This is a genomic window from Desulfosarcina widdelii (genome assembly GCF_009688965.1).
Taxonomy (GTDB): domain Bacteria; phylum Desulfobacterota; class Desulfobacteria; order Desulfobacterales; family Desulfosarcinaceae; genus Desulfosarcina; species Desulfosarcina widdelii.
Genome location: NZ_AP021875.1, coordinates 6,578,753 through 6,595,900, shown reverse-complemented (window position 1 = coordinate 6,595,900; position 17,148 = coordinate 6,578,753). Strand labels below are relative to the sequence as shown.

Here is a 17,148-nt window from a genome sequence, read left to right as displayed (position 1 = left end):
AAGATCGTTTTTCACGCGTCGACCAACTTTGAAATGGAAAGCGAACAGGGGAAAACCATGAATCAGAAAATCGGCAGGGCCCTGGTGGTGGGTGCCGGCATCAGCGGCATCCGCGCATCCATCGATCTGGCCCAGATGGGATATCGGGTAATGCTGGCCGATCAGGCGCCCCACATGGGCGGCATCCTGAGCCAGCTGGATTACCAGTTCCCCACGGACCGCTGCGGCATGTGCCGGATGCTTCCCATGATGGACCGGGACGCCGGCATCCAGACCTGCCTGCGAAAAGGGCTCTTTCATGAAAAGATCGACATCTGTCTGGGCACCACCCTGGCCGCGGTGGAAGGCGAGGCCGGCAAATTCGAGGTGTCGCTCAACCAGGCCCCCAACCCCGTCGATCCCGGGCGCTGCATCGGCTGCGGCCTGTGCAGCCAGGCCTGTCCCGTGGAGGTTCCCGATGCCTTCAACGCCGGTCTGACCCGGCGAAAGGCGGTCTATCTTCCGTTGCCCCACAACATTCCCAACACCTACACCATCGACCCGGCGGCCTGCACCCGCTGCGGGGCCTGCGAGCCGGCCTGTCCCACCGGAGCCATCAATCTTGCCGTCATGGGCCGGAGCGCCTTCCGCATTCTGGTGGTGGACGACGAATCCATCATCAGAAATTCCCTCGATGCCTGGCTGGGAGAAGAAGAGGGCTACACCGTAGCCATGGCCGCTTCGGGTCCCGAGGCCCTGGAAGCGCTCGAAAAAGAAACTTTTCACCTCATGCTGCTGGACATCAAGATGCCGGGTATGGACGGCGTGGAGGTGCTGGAAAAGGCCAAGGTCCTTCGGCCCGATCTCAGCGTGCTGATGATGACCGCCTACGCCACCGTGGAAACCGCCGTGGGAGCCATGAAAATCGGCGCCATGGACTACCTGGTCAAACCCTTCGAACCCGACGACCTGATGCCCAAAATCGCGGCCGTATACGAAGCCTTCGAAAAAACCCGCTACCGCAAGGAGACGGTGGGGGCCATCGTCCTGGCCACCGGCACCACCTGTTTCGATCCTGCCACGGGGAAAAACCCCATGGGATACGGCCTGGTGCCCAACGTAGTCACCAGCCTGGAGTTCGAACGCATGTTCAGCGGCACCGGACCCGACGGCGGGCAGCTGCTGCGCCCCTCGGACAAACGGCCGGTACGCCGCGCCGCCTGGATTCAGTGCGTGGGCTCCCGGGACCTGCAGTCCGGCGCCGATTTCTGCAGCACCATCTGCTGCATGTTCGCCCTCAAGGAGGCCGCGGTGGCCCGGCAGCGGATCGGCAGCGACTTTTCGGCCACCATCATCTATATGGACATGCGCACCTTCGGTAAATCCTTCGAGCGCTACGGGCAAACAACCGTTTCCCCCGAAGGCGTTGATCTGGTGCGCGGCCGGGTGCACTCCATCGCCGCCGCCCCGGACAGCAACGATGTCTTTATCCGCTGGACCGAGACATCGGGCGAAACCCGCGAAGACCGTTTCGACCTGGTGGTGCTTTCCGTGGGCCAGCGTCCCCACCCCGGAACCGCAAAGCTGGTCGAGGCGCTGGACATCGATGCCGATGATTTCGGTTTCGTCACCCCGGTCGCCTTTTCCGAAACCCGCACCCGCCGGGAGGGTATTGTTGCCGGAGGAACCCTGACCGGCCCTACGGATATCGCCGAATCCGTGATCCGGGCATCTTCGGCCGCCGTCAACGCCTCGCGCTTTATTCACCGGGCCGGCGGCGGCCTGGCTGAAATATCGTCAGCTGAATTTTCCCCGGCCGAAAAATCGACGGATGACGCCGAAACCCGTGACGTTTCCCGGCAGCGGCCCCGCATTCTGGCCGTACTCTGCCAATGCGACAACCGGGGTCGGGGAGAAAAGGGCCTGGAGGCCCTGACCGCATACCTGCAACGGGACCCGGCCGTTTGCCGGGCCGTTGCCATGCAGCGCCTCTGCACGGCCGAGGGTTGGCAGGAACTGGTGGAAATGGCCTCGGACGAGTTCAACCGGGTGCTGGTGGTCGCCTGTCCCAGCTTTGTCTACGGCCACAAAACGACGGATCTGGCCAATGCCTGGAAGCTGGATCCGGCCTTGATCGAACCGGTGGCCAAAGACGACCGGCTGAACTGGGACGATCCGGCCACCGTCGCCGTGGTCATGGCCGGAATCAACCGGTTGAAGCATGCCTCGGCGGAACGCGGCCCCGGCATTGCCGTGATCAACCGGGCGCTGGTCGTGGGCGGCGGTCCGGCAGGCATGAACGCGGCGCTGGCCGTGGCCGACCACGGGGTGAAGGTCACCCTGGTGGAGGCCGCCGAGCAATTGGGCGGCAACCTGGCCTGGCTGCACGAAACCATCGACGGTACGCCGATTGCCCCTTACCGGGAAGAGATTGTCGCACGGGTCGAGGCACACCCCGGCATCGAAGTGATGACCGCAAGCCGGGTTGTGGGCGCCTTCGGCCAGGCCGGGCACTTTATCTCCACCATCGAAACCGAAGAGAAGCCCGCCGAGACCGTGGAACACGGCGCGGTGATCCTTGCCACCGGCGGGCAGGAGGCTCCCACCGATGCCTACGGCTATGGCACCAGCGAAGCCGTGGTCACCCAAAAGGAGCTGGAGATCCGCATCCACGAGAATAGACTGGACACCGACGGCATCACTTCCGTGGTGATGATCCAGTGCGTGGGCTCCCGGGAGGAGCCGAGGAATTACTGCAGCCGGGTCTGCTGCCCCACGGCCCTGAAGCAGGCCCTCTGGCTTAAAAAGCGCAATCCCGACCTGCAGGTGTATATCCTTTACCGGGACATGATGACCTGCGGACTCAGCGAAGCCTGGTACACCGAAGCCCGCAAGCAGGGCGTCCTCTTTTTCCAGTACCGGCCGGACCGCAAACCGGAAGTGAGCACCGGCACCGGGGAAGATTCCCCCGTCAGCGTGCGCCTGTTCGATCCCATCCTGAACGTGCCGGTGGAAATCGGGGCCGACATGCTGGTGCTGGCCACCGGCATCGCGCCCCATCTGCCGGAGAGCCTGGCCCTGGCCTATGGCGCCCAGCGGGATCAGGACGGATTTTTCCAGGAGGCGGACTCCAAGTGGCGCCCGGTGGAAGCCCTGAAGGCGGGGGTTTTCGGATGCGGCATCACGCTTTCACCGCGCTCTGTGGCCGAAAGCGTAGCCACGGCCGAGGCCGCAGCCGGCCGCGCCCTGGCCATACTGACCGCCAAGCGGCTGCCGACCGCCCGCACCACGGCCGTGGTGCGCCACAGCCTCTGCACCCTCTGCCTGCGATGCATCGAAACCTGTCCCTACGACGCCCGCTTTCTGGATGACACCGGGCGACGGGTCGAGGTCAACCCGATCATGTGCCAGGGATGCGGAGACTGCGCCACCGTCTGCCCCAATAAGGCCTCCATCGTGGAGGGATTCGAACATCGCAGCCTGTTCGGAGCGATCGACGGGGCAATGGCAACGACCCCGTAAATCAACCCAAGGGCAGGGACGCGGCGGTCCGCGACCCTGCGGAGGAAACATGAACGAATCCAATCCGCATGCATCGAATCCGTTGGACGATATCCGCGCCAAACTGCTCCCCTGCATCCAATGCGGCACCTGCACCGCCTCGTGCCCCAACGCAGGGGAGATGGACCTAACCCCCAGGAAAATGTGGCGCCTGGTAATCATGGGGCGCCTGGCCGATGTCATGGCCAGCCGGACCTTTATCCTCTGCTCGGACTGCTACACCTGCACCCTGCGCTGCCCCCGGGGCCTTCCTCTCACCGAGGCCATGGAAGCCTTGAAGGGCATCGCCTTCGCCCGGCAGGAAAAACGCCATCGCGCCAGCCGGCTTTTCTACGAGACCTTCATGCGAACCGTTCAAGGCCGCGGCCGCCTGCACGAGATGGCCTTCATGACCCGCTATTTCACGGCCATGAAAAGTCCCGTGGCTCCCTTTCGCTTCGCCCCCTTGGGCATGAAACTGATGGGCAAGGGCAAGGTTGAACTGGGCGCCGGGAAATCCGAGGCAACGCCGTTGGAGGACCTTTTCAGAAAAGTCAAGCAACTGGAAGAAGCAGGCGATGATCGCTGATCGATTCCAGCCACATGACTGATATGCGACAATGGGAGATTTTGCATGAAATACCTATACTATCCGGGATGCAGCCTGACCGCCTCGGCACGCGAGTATGACCTCTCCACACGGGCAGTGCTGGCCGCCACCGGCGTCGACCTGGAGGAAATCGAAGATTGGACGTGCTGCGGGGCCAGCGCGGCGGCACCGCTCAGCCATATGCTCTCCCTGTCCCTGGGCGCCCGCAATCTGGCCTTGGCCGAGCGGGCCGATCCCGACGGCCAGGTCCTGGTGCCGTGCAGCGCCTGCTATTTGAACCTGAAAAAAGCCCGGGAGACCCTGCGCGGCGATGCCGAAGGCCGGGCTGCCATCAACGACGCTTTAGAGGCAGTCGGACTCCAGGCCGCGGGAACAGCCCGGGTGCGCCATCTGCTGGACGTCATCGCCGTGGATATTGGAGTACAGCGCATCGCTCCCCTGATCTCCCGCTCCCTGGACAACCTGACCGTGGCGCCTTACTACGGCTGCCAGTGCCTGCGTCCCTACGTGGAATTCGACGATCCCGAGCGGCCGAAAACCATGATTCCCTTCATCGAGGCCACGGGCGCCGTGGTCCTCGACTGGGAAATGGGGTCCCGCTGCTGTGGCGCCTCTCTGGTCAGCACCCAGCCCGAGACCGGACTGGAAAGGGTCCGCTCCATTTTGAAAGCAGCTAAAGGAGCGGACCTCATCGTGACCGTCTGCCCCATGTGCCAGATCAACCTGGACGGCTGGCAGACCAAGGCTTCCCGCATGGCCGGCGAGGACCTTTCCATTACCGTGCTCTATCTGCCGCAACTGCTCGGACTGGCCATGGGGCTGGATCCCAAGGAACTGGGAATGGATTTGAATCTGGCAATAGAGAAACGTTTCAAGGAGAAAATCCATTAGTTGAACAGAGGTCGGAAGTCAAAGGACGGATGGCGGACCATGCAATGGATGCTCCCACACGAAGCGTGGAAGCGGGGTGCAGGGGCACTCGAATTTGACAGAGAACCGCAGTTTTAATAATGATCGAGCAAAAGGCGAGTCTATGACTGGATTCCGACTTCTGAATTCTGTCTTCTGAACGCCACCTGATCTATTACACACAGTTCACAAACGAATGTGACCGCTTCGGTTGCGCCGTTTATCGAGATATCGATCCATGTTCAACCTCATCCAAAACCTGCGCAACAGCATGGCTTCCAAGCTGATCCTCGCCGTGGGCATCGTGCTGCTGGTCACCATTGCCACCTGGTCGTCCTTTAATATTCGCAACCAGAAAGAGAAGTTGATGAACAACATGGTGGCCGGCACCGACCGGCTCACCACCACCATCCGGCTGGGCACGCACTATGCCATGATGCTCAACTCCCGCGACGAGATCAACCAGATCATCAACAACATCGGCCGGCAGCCGGAGATCAAGAACATCCGCATTTACAACAAGGAAGGGGAGATCAAATACTCCAACCGGCCCGAGGAGGTGGAGCTCACCACCAACATCAAGGCCGAAGCCTGCCATATCTGTCATCGAACCGATCCTCCCATGACCGAGGTTCCGCTGGAGGAACGCACCCGCATCTTCTTCTCCGATTCCGGTTATCGTCTGCTGGGCATCATCAGCCCCATCCGCAACGAACCCGGCTGTGCCACCGGCGATTGCCATGTTCACCCCGAAGGCAAGAAAATTCTCGGGGCCCTGGATGTGGTCATCAGCCTGGAAGACACCGACCGCGAAATCCTGATGGCGGAGCGGGGCATCATCGGCCTAGCGGGATTCGTTTTTCTCATCACGTCGGCAATCATCTTTATTTTCGTATTGCGCTTCGTCAACTACCCCATCAAACGCCTGATCGACGGCACCCGTCGCATTGCCCGGGGGGACTACAGTACCCGCGTGCAGATCGAAAAGATGGACGAATTGGGGCAGATGGCGTCGGCCATTAATCAGATGTCCGAAGAGATCGCATCCAGCCAGAAAGAGTTGAACAAGCAGCGCGACGAATATCAGAACCTGTTCGAACAGGTTCCCTGTCTGATCACGGTCCAGGACAGCAACTATCGCCTGCTGCGGTACAACAACGAGTTCGCCCGGCGATTTGCCCCCGGGCCGAACGATCACTGCTATCACGCCTATAAAGGCAGGGATAAAAAATGTAAGGTCTGCCCGGTCGAAAAGACCTTTGCCGACGGAATATCCCACCAGACCGAAGAGCGTGGGGTGGACAAGGACGGCTCTCCAACCCACTGGCTGGTGCGAACTTCTCCCATTAAAGATGCCAGCGGCGAAATCGTCGCCGCCATGGAAATCTCACTGGACATCTCCCAGCGTCGGCAACTGGAAGAGGATTTGCAGCGATCGGAAAAGAAGTACCACGCCATCTTCAGCAATATCCCCAACCCGGTATTCGTGCTGGATGTGGACAGCCTGGAAATCATCGACTGCAACCAGAGCGTGACCGCCGTTTACGGTTTTCCTGTGGAGGAGATCACCGGTCGCTCTTTCATGACTCTCTTTCATCCTGACGAGCGGGATCATTATGCCTTTAAACTGGTCACCTGCTCGGTGATCAACCAGGCCCGCCATCTGGATCGCGAAGGCAAGGGCCTGTTCGTCAACATTCGCATCTCGCCCTCCGAGTACTCCGGGCGCAAAGTGCTGCTGGTCACCACCAGCGACATCACCAAACGTCTGGAAGCCGAACAGCAGTTGATTCAGGCCAGCAAGATGGCCACTTTGGGTGAGATGGCCACCGGCGTGGCCCACGAACTCAACCAGCCGCTGTCGGTCATCAAGACAGTTAGCAGCTTCTTCATGAAGAAGATCACGGCCCAGGAAGCCATCGATCCATCCACACTCAACACCATGCTTTCCAAGGTGGACGGCAATGTGGACCGAGCTGCCAAGATCATCAACCACATGCGCCAGTTTGCCAGAAAGTCGGACATGGAACTGGTCCCGGTGCAAGTCAACGATGTGTTGAAAAGCGCCTTCGAAATATTCAGCCAGCAGCTCAAGGTGCGCGGCATCCAGGTGGTGTGGGAAATCGACGAATCGATTCCGCGCATCCATGCCGACCCCAGCCGCTTGGAGCAGGTGTTCATCAATCTGCTGCTCAATGCCCGCGACGCCATCGAATCCCGGTGGGGAGACCGGCCTGCCGGCGACGACGAGAAAGAGAAAACCATCCGCTTGTGGACCCGCAGCGATGCTGGTAAGGTAGTCTGCAGGATCTGCGATACGGGCACGGGCATCCCCGAGAATATTGTGGAGAAAATCTTCGAACCTTTTTTTACGACCAAAGAAGTGGGCAAGGGAACAGGACTGGGGCTATCCATCAGCTACGGCATCGTCAAGGAGTGCGGCGGAACCATCGAGGCGACGCCCAACGAACCTAACGGCACCTGTTTCGCACTGCGATTTCCCATAATCGACGAAAAGGCGGGGGTCAATGGCCAGAAAGAATCGGCATCGGCTTCGGAGCGGTTGAAAAATGAATGACGGCGGCAAGAACTCCGTTCTGATTGTTGACGACGAGCCGGATATCCGCGACGTTCTGGCCATCGCCCTGCAGGACATGGGCTACCTGACGCTGGAAGCCGAGAACGCCGCACGGGCCTTCGAAATCTTTCAGGCGGACAATCCCCAGATCGTGGTCACCGACATCAAAATGCCGGGAGGCGACGGCATCGAACTGCTGCGCAAAATCAAGCACGAGAATCCGGAAACCGAAGTGATCATGATCACCGGCCACGGGGACATGAACCTGGCCATTCGCAGTTTGAAGTACCGGGCCACCGATTTCATCACCAAACCCATCAATGTGGATGCGCTGGAGATCGCCATTCGCCGGGCCCTGGAAAAGATCGACATGCGTGCCAGGCTCCGGGATTACACCCGCAACCTGGAGCGGCTGGTGCGCGAAAAAACCGAACTCCAGGACCACCTGGCCTCCCTGGGGTTGATGATCGGGTCCATTTCCCACGGCATGAAGGGGCTGCTCACCAGCCTGGACGGCGGTCTCTACCTGGTTGCTTCCGGTCTTGAAAAGCAGGATCTCGAGCGTGCCGCCCAAGGGTGCGATGCCGCCCGGGAGACGGCCGAACGAATCCGCAAGATGGTGCTGGACATCCTCTATTACGCCAAGGAACGGCAACTGAAACGGACGCCGGTCGAGGTCCTGGATTTTTCCGAGGAACTGGTACGGGTCATCCAGCCGAGGATCGAAACCGGCGGCATCGACTTGCAGTGCCGTTTCGAAGAGAATTTAGGTACGATGGCGGTGGACGCCGACTACCTGCAGGCCGCTTTGATCAACATCCTGGACAATGCCGTCGATGCCTGCCTGAAAAACCGTGCGACCACCGGGCATCGCATCGACTTTTCCGTGAACGACGACAACGGAGAAATTCTATTTTGCATCGCCGACAACGGCATCGGCATGGACGAGGAGACCTGCAAGTCGATTTTCGATCTGTTTTACTCGACCAAGGGGAGAAAAGGGACCGGCCTGGGGCTGTTCATCGCCAATCGCGTGGTGGGCCAGCATGAAGGCACCATCACGGTCTCCAGTACGGTGGGAAAGGGAACAAAATTCAAGGTGACGATTCCCAGATCGCCGGCCGCGGACGGGTAGTTGCGAATGTTCGTTATTCTCCGGCGTCCATCATTTTACGAATCGCCGTTTCAAAAACCGAAAGATCCATCTGCGGCTTGAGAAAAACGCAATCGTGAGTCACGCCGAAACCTTTCAGTTCATCGGGCAGTTTATATTCCACGGATCCCGTATGGATCATGAACCGCATGCGGGGGGAGCGCTGGTGGGCCTGGAGGATAAAGGAATCGCCATCGAGTTTGGGAAGCCGGATGTCCACGATGGCCACGTCGATAGGCGTGTGTTCAATCAGTTCCAGTGCGCTTTCGGCACTGTCCGCTGCCGAAACGGCAAACTGACAGTCTTCCAGAAACTCTAACAGGCTGTTGCGAATGGACGGTTCATCATCGACCACCAGAACACGGATTGGGGATGACATCATACCTCCTGGATCGAAAAAACGTCTTTTGACAATTCGGCTATCGTCATAGCGGTCTAAGCATCCTTTTCGCTGACCGGATGGATCGATCAAAATATGGGCCCGACGCATGCCACCGTTACTCCATTTGTATCGGTCGTTTGCCCGGGTCTCTTTAGCGTTGCCGGCCAGAACGCCCTTCCGGTCGTTTCAGCGGCCTCGGCCGCTCACTTTTCGAAACATCGCGAAGAAGACACGTCTTAACCGGCATCGGTCATGGCAACGTTTTTATGCCAGGAATTTTCCGATCCGGTCAACAGCGGCCTGCGGTGTTTCAGGCGTCATCCAGTGGACCGCCGGGTTCGCCCGGAACCAGGTCAACTGTCGTTTGGCATAGCGGCGGTGGTCCCGTTTCAGCGTCCTGACCGTTTCATCGAGACTCGTTCGGCCGTCGATAAAAGCGGTCAGGTGCCGGTACCCCAGGCTCTGCATGGACTTGAGCTGAGGACCATAGCCCCGGGCCAGCAGCCCCCTCACCTCTGCCTCCAATCCCTGGTCCATCATGCGATCCACCCGCCGGTCGATGCGGTCGTAAAGGATCGGCCGGGGCCAGGTAACGCCGAGAAAAAGGGCATCGAACCGTTGATCCTGAAACCGGTGCTGCCGTTGGAAGTCGCTGAGGGGCTGGCCGGTGATTTCGAACACCTCCAATGCGCGCACGATGCGATAAGCATCGTTGGGGTGGATCCTGGCCGCGGCCCGGTCGTCCAACACCGCAAGTCGCCGGTGCAGGGCTGCGCTGCCTTCGGACTGAACGCTTCTTTTCAGCCGCCGGCGAATTTCCGGGTCCGACGGGCCTTCTTCGAACAGACCGTACACCAGGGCCTTGATGTAAAAACCGGTGCCGCCCACCACCAGCGGCAGCCGATCGCGGCCGACGATGCCGTCGATGGCGCGGTCGGCCGCGTCGGCATACATGGCGGCGTCGAAGTCCTCGTCGGGGTCCAAGATGTCGATCATGTGGTGGGCTGCCTGGGCCTGCTCGGCCGGCGTCGGCTTGGCCGTGCCGATATCCATGGTGCGATAGATCTGCATGGAATCGGCCCCCACGATCTCACCGCCGAACTGCTGCGCCAGACCGATGGCCAGACCGGTTTTGCCGGAACCGGTGGGACCGCAGACAACCACGATCCTGTTTTTCGACGCGGCGGGCACCGGAAATCAGTCGCCCATTTCGGCCATGTAGTCGTCATACATGGTTTCAAGGGCCAGTTTGTGTTTGGCCTCCTCCTGGCAAAGCATTTTGAACAGCTTTTTGGCGTCTTCGTCCTCCGCTTTTTCCAGCAGCTGGTTGTAAAGCTTGAGTGCCGCTTCCTCCCGTTTCATGGCCAGCATGAGCAGCTCGTTGTAGGCCATGCCCGGCTGGTATTCCACCTCGTCCACATAGTCGCTGCGCTTGATGTCGGTGATCCATTCGAATCGGTATTCATCCAGTTTCCGGGCCACGCCGGTGGCGAGATACTCCTTCAGCATCTGCTGGTGCTTGCGCTCTTCGGCGGCAAACTCCTTGAGCATCTGCTTTTTACCGGACATCATTTCCGACTCGCTGTTCGATTCGTAAAATTCCGCCGCCTCCTTTTCCTTTTCGATGGCAAACCGGATCAGCGCTTCCAGATTCTTGAAATCCATGGGGGTCTCCTTTCCTTATCGTGTAGGAAAATCCAACTATCGCTGTAGGAAAATCCTACAGATTAATAACCAACAGATAATATTAGCTAATCACATCTATTTCGGTCTTCGAGGCTCGATCTCGCATTCAGAACTGTTGGAAAACACCACAATTTCCGGGCAGCCGTTGCGTCCTACAGCCTATGAAAATCTGTATTTACTATAAAATCAAGATATTAATTGGATGGCACGCAGCTTGCTGTACCCGTTAACAAGTCGCTCCCATTTGGGGTGTACCACACCCGACAGACCGGAATCAAGATAACGCCATTATTGGAAATCAAGTATTTACAACACCAGCAAAGGAGAAGGGCAATGATCGAGAAGAAAGACAACCATTCCAGAAGCCACATCGGGTACGGATCGTCTTATCGCCGAGGACGGCACCACGAAGTAAAGCAGCCGGCCGGAATCGGCTCGGTGCTGGGCGGGCAGGTGTGGGTCATCAAACCGGATAAAAAGGCCCAGGCCGAGAACCCCTGCCTCTGGATGCAGTCCGGCGCGGTCAAATTCAAAAGCTGCAACAATTTCTATGACTGCACTACCTGCAAATACGATCACGCCATGCAGGCCAAGGTGGATAAGGGCAAACAGGTCAGCTGGCAGGATGCCATGCGCAGACGTCCGGCTCTGGAGCGGGTCTGCCGGCATAGCCTGACCCAACGCATCGCCCATCGCGCCTGCGCCTATGATTTCCGGTGCGAAAAATGCGATTTCGATCAATATTTCGAGGATGTCCTCAGCGCAAAAACCAAAAGCGATCCCACCTGGGTCGAAACGGTCAAAGGCTTTGACGTTCCCCGCCATTACCATTTCCACAACGGCCACACCTGGGCCCGCATCGAAAGCGGCGGCTATATGCGCATTGGCCTGGACGACTTCTCCCAGAAGGTGTTCGGTCAGGCCGACGGCTTCGAACTTCCTCTCATGGGCAAGGAGATGAACCATAACGAAATCGCCTGGGGATTGAAGCGGCGCGACAACCTGGCGGATGTGCGTTCGCCGGTCGACGGCGTGATTGTGGAAGTCAATACCCGCGTGCTGGAAAATCCGGGACTGACCAACCGCGAGCCCTATGGCGATGGGTGGCTGTTTCTGGTTCGCACGCCGGACATCAAGTCGGCGGCCAAGCAATTGATGAGCGACGCGGACAGCACGAACTGGATCAGCGAGGAAGTGGGTGTTCTGGAAGAGATGGTCACCGAAGTAGCCGGCCCCCTGGCGGCCGACGGCGGAACTTTCGGATCGGATCTTTACGGCAACCTGCCTGGTCTGGAATGGAAGAAACTGGCCCGGGCGTTTCTGAAAACGGAATAAAGCTATGAACCAGCGACAGCAACAGACGCCGGCCGATCCGTGCATCTGGATGCAGGCCGGCGTGGTGAAAGCCAAAATGTGCCGAAGGGCCTATGACTGCAATGGCTGCCGTTTCGACAGGATACTGCGGCAATTGGCCGAAAAAAACCAGAGACGGCTGGCAGCCGGCCAGGCCGTTTCCGGCCGGCGCGGACAAATCGTCTACTGGGCCGACAAGCTCAGGGAGCGGCCCGTTCACCGGCGCCCCTGCCTGCACCATCTTAAACGGCGCATCGGTTTTCGGCCCTGCACCAACGATTACCTGTGCAGCAACTGCGAATTCGACCAGTATTTCCAGGATCAATATGCGGTCCACGCCGTCATCCAGCCGGTGGGGATGAAGGATGTCCATGGGGTCAAGATCCCTCAGGGTGTTTACTTCCATCAGGGACACACCTGGGTGGGACTGGCCTCCGGCGGCCAGGTGCGCATCGGGCTTGACGCCTTTGCCGCCCGTCTGCTGGGCACCATGGAGTCCATCGACATGCCGCTGATGGGCAAACCGGTGCAGCGGGATCACGTGGGCGTATGCATGCGTCGCGGTTCGCTCAATGCCGACCTGCTTTCGCCGGTCAGCGGGGTGGTCACCGCCTTCAACCCCGAGGTGAGAACCCACCCCGGGGCGGTGCCGGCGGACCCATACGGAAAAGGATGGCTGCTCATGGTACAGCCGACCGACCTCCGCGAAGACCTGCGCAGCCTGCAGATGGGCATGGAGGCCACGACTTTTATCGAGGCGGAAATGGACCGGTTGTATCAGGCCCTGGAAACCGAACTGGGACCCATGGCAACGGATGGCGGCCATCTGGCGGACGACATTTTAGGCCAACTGCCACAATCCTGCTGGGAGAAAATGGCCCGGCAGTTCCTCAGAACATAGGAAATCATTCAATTGGAATCAACGGCCACCTGCTGAGCCGGTGGTTTGATGAAGCTCTTTGAAGGGGCTGAAGTCCAGTCCCATGAACGTCGAACATCGAACGTCCAACTTCGAATAAGGTATGCTTTCTTTTTTAATATCTTAAAATCCTGCTTAACAGAAGGCAACAAAAGCTCGTGAAACCTTTTTGTTGGACGCCGGAGCGGAGCGATTTCCTTCATTCAACATTGGACGTTGGATGTTCGACGTTCTATGGGCCATTTGCCGATTGAATGTCCCGCCGAACCGGTCCGAACCGCTTCGAGTCGCACGGGCACAGCCGGAGATTTAACATAATGCAAATCAGACGGCACCGTCAGGACCTGATTGCCTTCAAGTGATCTTCCAGCATCACCTGGCAGTAGCGGCAGAACTGGTCGCTCTTGCCGTCCACGTCGCCGATGCCGCGGCAGTAATGCATCAGACACTGGCTGTCCTTGCAGTGGCGCAGATCGAAAGTGTGCCCCAGCTCATGGGCGCTCTCCTTGGCGATGCGCTCCAGATAGTGCCCCCGCTGGACGGTTGGCGAGATGCCGCCGGACAGCCGGAAGGTGGAGACGATGCAACTGGTACCCCCCAGCTGCGCTTCTCCATACACATGGGTGAGAATGGGAATAAACAGGTCTTCTTTGGTCAGGGCCAGAATCTTGAGCACTTCGGCGGGCGTATTTTCGGCCAGTCTGGCCAGGATGGCCGTGGAATGAAACTGTTCGCGTTCGGCGTTCCAGGCAAAATCGATCGTGTCAAGCAGCGGTTCGATGCGGCAGGAAAGATCGAAGGCCTTTTTGATCATGGCGTCGACGGCTTGGAGGATATCGGCCTCGAATTCGCCGATGGGTGCGATCAGAACGGTTTTTCGGAAATCGGTGCTCAAGACGGGCTCTGCAGCTGGTAACGTTTGATTTTGCTGTACAAGGTGGATCGGTCGATTCCCAGGATTTTGGCGCAAATCGAGATATTCCAGTCGTTCTCTTCAAGCACCTGCCGGATATGGTTCTTTTCGATGGCCTTGAGGCTATGGTCCGCAGGCTCGGCACCTTTCAGGCCGCAGACAATGGGCAAATCCTCGGCCATCACCCGGGGCCCCTTGCCCACCACCACGGCCCTTTCGATGGCGTTTTCCAGTTCACGAATATTTCCAGGCCAGTCGTAAAGCATCATCTCGTCCATGGCTTCACGGCTGACCTGCCGGATCGGCTTGTTGGTCTCCTGGGCAAAACGGCGCAGAAAGTGGTCGCAGAGCAGCGGGATATCCTCCTTGCGGTGGCTCAGGGGCGGCATGGCAAAAGCGATGACGTTCAGTCGGTAGAAAAGATCCTCACGAAAGCTGCCTTCGGCGATGGCTTCCTTGAGGTCGCGGTTGGTGGCGGCGATGACCCGGAAATCCGCTTCCAGGGGTTGAGTCCCACCCACCCGGTAGAAAACGCGGTCCTCCAGCACCCGCAGCAGATCGATTTGCATCCGCATGCTGATCTCGCCGATCTCGTCGAGAAATAGGGTCCCCCCGTTGGCCAGTTCCAGACGCCCCTTTTTGGTTTCGCGGGCATCGGTGAAAGCGCCTTTCTGGTGGCCGAAAAGTTCGCTTTCCATGAGGTGTTCGGGAATGGCGCCGCAATTGACAGCGACAAAGGGCCCCTGGCTGCGTCGGCTGCTGGTGTGGATCGCCTTGGCGGCCAACCCCTTGCCGGTTCCGGTCTCGCCGGTAATCAGGACCGTCGAATCCGTCGGCGCCACGTCCCGGATCAGATCGAACACCTGCTGCATGGCCGCGGACTGGCCGATCATGCTTTCGAACCGGGTACGGGCCTTGACCTCTTCGCGCAGGTAAAGGTTCTCCTTGGCCTGGGCCTGTTGGGAGATGATCTTTTCGATCAGAACGCCGATCTCTTCCGGATCGAAGGGTTTGAGCAGGTACTCCACCGCACCGCTTTTCATGGCTTCGATGGCCGTGGAGATGGAACCGTAGGCCGTGATCATCACCACGGCCGTATCTAGGTCCTGCTCGTTGACGACCCGGAGCAAGTCCAGCCCGCTCATGCCCTCCATCTTGATGTCAACCAGAAGGATGTCGAACTGTTCGTTGGTGAGTTTTTTCAGGGCCGCTTCCCCGCTTTCGGCGGTTTCCACATGATGGCCGTCGCGCTCCAGCCACCCGGCCAACGATTCCCGAATGATCAGTTCGTCATCCACCACCATGATCCGGGTTTTGCTCATTGTTCCTCCGCGTTGCCTCCCTGGATAAAAACGATCCGGTGTTTATTCGGAAATAGGAAAACTTGGTCGAGATCGAGGCGCACGAAAATTTTTACCAAAGACATATGGTTGATATTTCGAGGATAAAATTTTTCGCGCAACAAAGATATCGGGCAAATTGGCCATTTCCGGATGAACACGAGTTAGCTTGCGCTCCAGCCGATATCAGGCGCTTCGTCGCGTTTCGATTCCGGGGACAAGGGCAGTTGGATCATAAATGTAGCGCCGTTGCCCGGTTCGGAATCCACCGTGACATTGCCGTTGTGGGCCTTGATGATGCCGTAAACCACGCTGAGCCCCAGCCCGACGCCCTTGCCTTTCTTTTTGGTCGTATAAAAGGGCTCGAAGAGCTTGTCCGAATGCTCCGGCGAGATGCCCACCCCGGTATCGGCAAAGTCAATGTGAACCGAGTCGCCGCCGCCAAACCAGGTTTTTACGGTCAATACGCCGCCGCCCTGTCCTTCCATGGCCTCGGCAGCATTGGACACCATGTTCATGAATACCTGCTGCAACTGGTCTGCGGAACCGACCACCGGCGGCAGGGCGGGGTGCAAATCCGCTCTCACCTGGACATGGTGGATTTTCAGCATGTTTTCGTTGATTGTCAGGGTTTTTTCGATCAGTCCGTTGATGTCCAGCACGGCCGCTTCCATTTTGGACTGCCGGGAAAAGGTCAGCAGGTTGGCGACGATGCGGCTGATCCGGCGGGTTTCGGCTTCCATCAGGGTCAGATAACGGTTGAAGGATTCGCGCCCCGGACCACCGCTGTCGCCCGACTCCTCGCTTAAAATCCGCTTCATGAGCAGGATGAGGTTTAAAATGCCGGCGATGGGGTTGTTAATCTCGTGGACCACCGAAGCGGAGAGCTTGCCCAGAGAGGCCATCTTGTCCTTATGAAGAAGCTTGGCGTGGGTTTCCTGCAATTCATGGGTGCGCTCGTCCACCATTTGCTCGAGCCGCCTCCGGTTTTCCTCCTCCTGCAGCTTGCGCTCGGTAAAATCATGGCTGATTTCCAGAAACCGGGAAATCTTGCCGCTCTTTTCCCACAGCGGGTGGATGCTGACCTCCATATAATGGGTCTTTCCGTCAGGGCCGGTGCGGGTACGTATCGTCTGGGCCGCCTTGCGATTGCGGATCACCGTGCGCAGCGGACATCCGCTCTGGGCGCCATAGCAGGACTGGTTGGTCTGGTGGTACACTTCGAAGCATTTTTTGCCCACCACTTCGTTTTTTTCGTAGCCCATCTGTCGCAAAAAGGCCTCATTGGCATCCACGATCTCCTGATCCGGCGTGATGACCAGAATCAGGTCCTGGATGCCGTTAAGGATGGTTTTGATCTCCCTGGTCCGCTGCTGTAGCAGCCGTTCCCTGGACTTAAACGCCTTCCAGAACAGTTCGAAAGGCTGGTGGGCAAGAACCCGCAGATGGTCAGGCTTGGTATCCAGGATCTGGCGCAGCAGGTCCGGATCGGGGTTGAGCAGGATAAACAGGTGCACCTGGTAGTCCGGTTGGTATAATTCCCGGTAGTCCGCAACGGTGCTCAACCCCCTGCGTCCGGCCAGCACCATTCCCGGCGCTTTGCCGTCCGGATCGGCCACGGCAACGATTCTCGAGTTGACCTGATCCTGGAGAAAATTCACCGTGGTCATCTCCAGGACCTCTTTGCAGTATAAGCCACCGCCGATCAGGGCGATGTTGACGAGCGAGAGATGGTCATTGGCCATGGGATGCGCCTCCTGAGCGTGGCATGGACGAAAAAGAATCG

The 17,148-nt window shown here is 58.7% G+C and carries 13 protein-coding genes; 7 read left to right on the top strand and 6 right to left on the bottom strand.

Annotation, left to right across the window (positions count from 1 at the left end; translation table 11 throughout):
* The first annotated feature begins 57 nt into the window (after positions 1 to 57).
* From GN111_RS30150 to GN111_RS30130, 5 genes are all read left to right on the top strand, one after another.
* A complete protein-coding gene (locus tag GN111_RS30150; RefSeq protein WP_170302528.1) occupies positions 58 to 3,501 on the top strand; it encodes a response regulator in 3,444 nt (1,147 codons plus the stop codon).
* A gap of 49 nt (positions 3,502 to 3,550) precedes the next feature.
* On the top strand, positions 3,551 to 4,108 hold the full coding sequence (locus GN111_RS30145; RefSeq protein WP_155307302.1) for a 4Fe-4S dicluster domain-containing protein: 558 nt from the start codon (positions 3,551 to 3,553) through the stop codon (positions 4,106 to 4,108).
* Between the two features lie 45 nt (positions 4,109 to 4,153).
* On the top strand, positions 4,154 to 5,020 hold the full coding sequence (locus GN111_RS30140; protein WP_155307301.1) for a CoB--CoM heterodisulfide reductase iron-sulfur subunit B family protein: 867 nt from the start codon (positions 4,154 to 4,156) through the stop codon (positions 5,018 to 5,020).
* Between the two features lie 256 nt (positions 5,021 to 5,276).
* A complete protein-coding gene (locus GN111_RS30135; RefSeq protein WP_155307300.1) occupies positions 5,277 to 7,616 on the top strand; it encodes a PAS domain S-box protein in 2,340 nt (779 codons plus the stop codon).
* Positions 7,609 to 8,751: a sensor histidine kinase gene (locus tag GN111_RS30130; RefSeq protein WP_155307299.1), complete on the top strand. Its 1,143-nt coding sequence runs from the start codon at positions 7,609 to 7,611 to the stop codon at positions 8,749 to 8,751. The genes GN111_RS30135 and GN111_RS30130 overlap by 8 nt, the downstream gene beginning before the upstream one ends.
* Before the next feature lie 13 nt (positions 8,752 to 8,764).
* Here the strand turns inward: GN111_RS30130 and GN111_RS30125 are convergent, their stop codons facing one another.
* From GN111_RS30125 to GN111_RS33480, 3 genes are all read right to left on the bottom strand, one after another.
* Positions 8,765 to 9,151 carry a response regulator gene (locus GN111_RS30125; RefSeq protein ID WP_170302527.1) on the bottom strand — a complete coding sequence of 129 codons (387 nt, stop codon included), beginning with the start codon at positions 9,149 to 9,151 and terminating at the stop codon, positions 8,765 to 8,767.
* Between the two features lie 264 nt (positions 9,152 to 9,415).
* Positions 9,416 to 10,342: a tRNA (adenosine(37)-N6)-dimethylallyltransferase MiaA gene (miaA, locus tag GN111_RS30120; RefSeq protein WP_170302526.1), complete on the bottom strand. Its 927-nt coding sequence runs from the start codon at positions 10,340 to 10,342 to the stop codon at positions 9,416 to 9,418.
* 6 nt (positions 10,343 to 10,348) lie between these two features.
* Positions 10,349 to 10,816 carry a ferritin-like domain-containing protein gene (locus GN111_RS33480; protein ID WP_170302525.1) on the bottom strand — a complete coding sequence of 156 codons (468 nt, stop codon included), beginning with the start codon at positions 10,814 to 10,816 and terminating at the stop codon, positions 10,349 to 10,351.
* Positions 10,817 to 11,170: 354 nt separating this feature from the next.
* Here GN111_RS33480 and GN111_RS30115 point away from each other — a divergent pair, with 354 nt between their 5' ends.
* Both GN111_RS30115 and GN111_RS30110 read left to right on the top strand, forming a co-directional pair.
* Positions 11,171 to 12,172 carry a glycine cleavage system protein H gene (locus GN111_RS30115; protein WP_155307297.1) on the top strand — a complete coding sequence of 334 codons (1,002 nt, stop codon included), beginning with the start codon at positions 11,171 to 11,173 and terminating at the stop codon, positions 12,170 to 12,172.
* A gap of 4 nt (positions 12,173 to 12,176) precedes the next feature.
* The gene (locus GN111_RS30110) at positions 12,177 to 13,091 is read left to right on the top strand and encodes a glycine cleavage system protein H (protein WP_155307296.1); all 915 of its coding nucleotides are present in this window, start codon (positions 12,177 to 12,179) and stop codon (positions 13,089 to 13,091) included.
* Positions 13,092 to 13,446: 355 nt separating this feature from the next.
* On the opposite strand, the gene GN111_RS30105 is transcribed toward GN111_RS30110, so the two are convergent.
* From GN111_RS30105 to GN111_RS30095, 3 genes are all read right to left on the bottom strand, one after another.
* Positions 13,447 to 14,004 (bottom strand): archaemetzincin family Zn-dependent metalloprotease, encoded by a 558-nt coding sequence (locus tag GN111_RS30105; RefSeq protein WP_170302524.1) that lies wholly within the window; start codon positions 14,002 to 14,004, stop codon positions 13,447 to 13,449.
* Positions 14,001 to 15,344, bottom strand: coding sequence for a sigma-54-dependent transcriptional regulator (locus GN111_RS30100; RefSeq protein WP_155307294.1), 1,344 nt, complete (start codon positions 15,342 to 15,344; stop codon positions 14,001 to 14,003). The genes GN111_RS30105 and GN111_RS30100 overlap by 4 nt, the downstream gene beginning before the upstream one ends.
* Positions 15,345 to 15,526: 182 nt before the next feature.
* The gene (locus GN111_RS30095; RefSeq protein ID WP_155307293.1) at positions 15,527 to 17,107 is read right to left on the bottom strand and encodes a two-component system sensor histidine kinase NtrB; all 1,581 of its coding nucleotides are present in this window, start codon (positions 17,105 to 17,107) and stop codon (positions 15,527 to 15,529) included.
* Between the last annotated feature and the right edge of the window lie 41 nt (positions 17,108 to 17,148).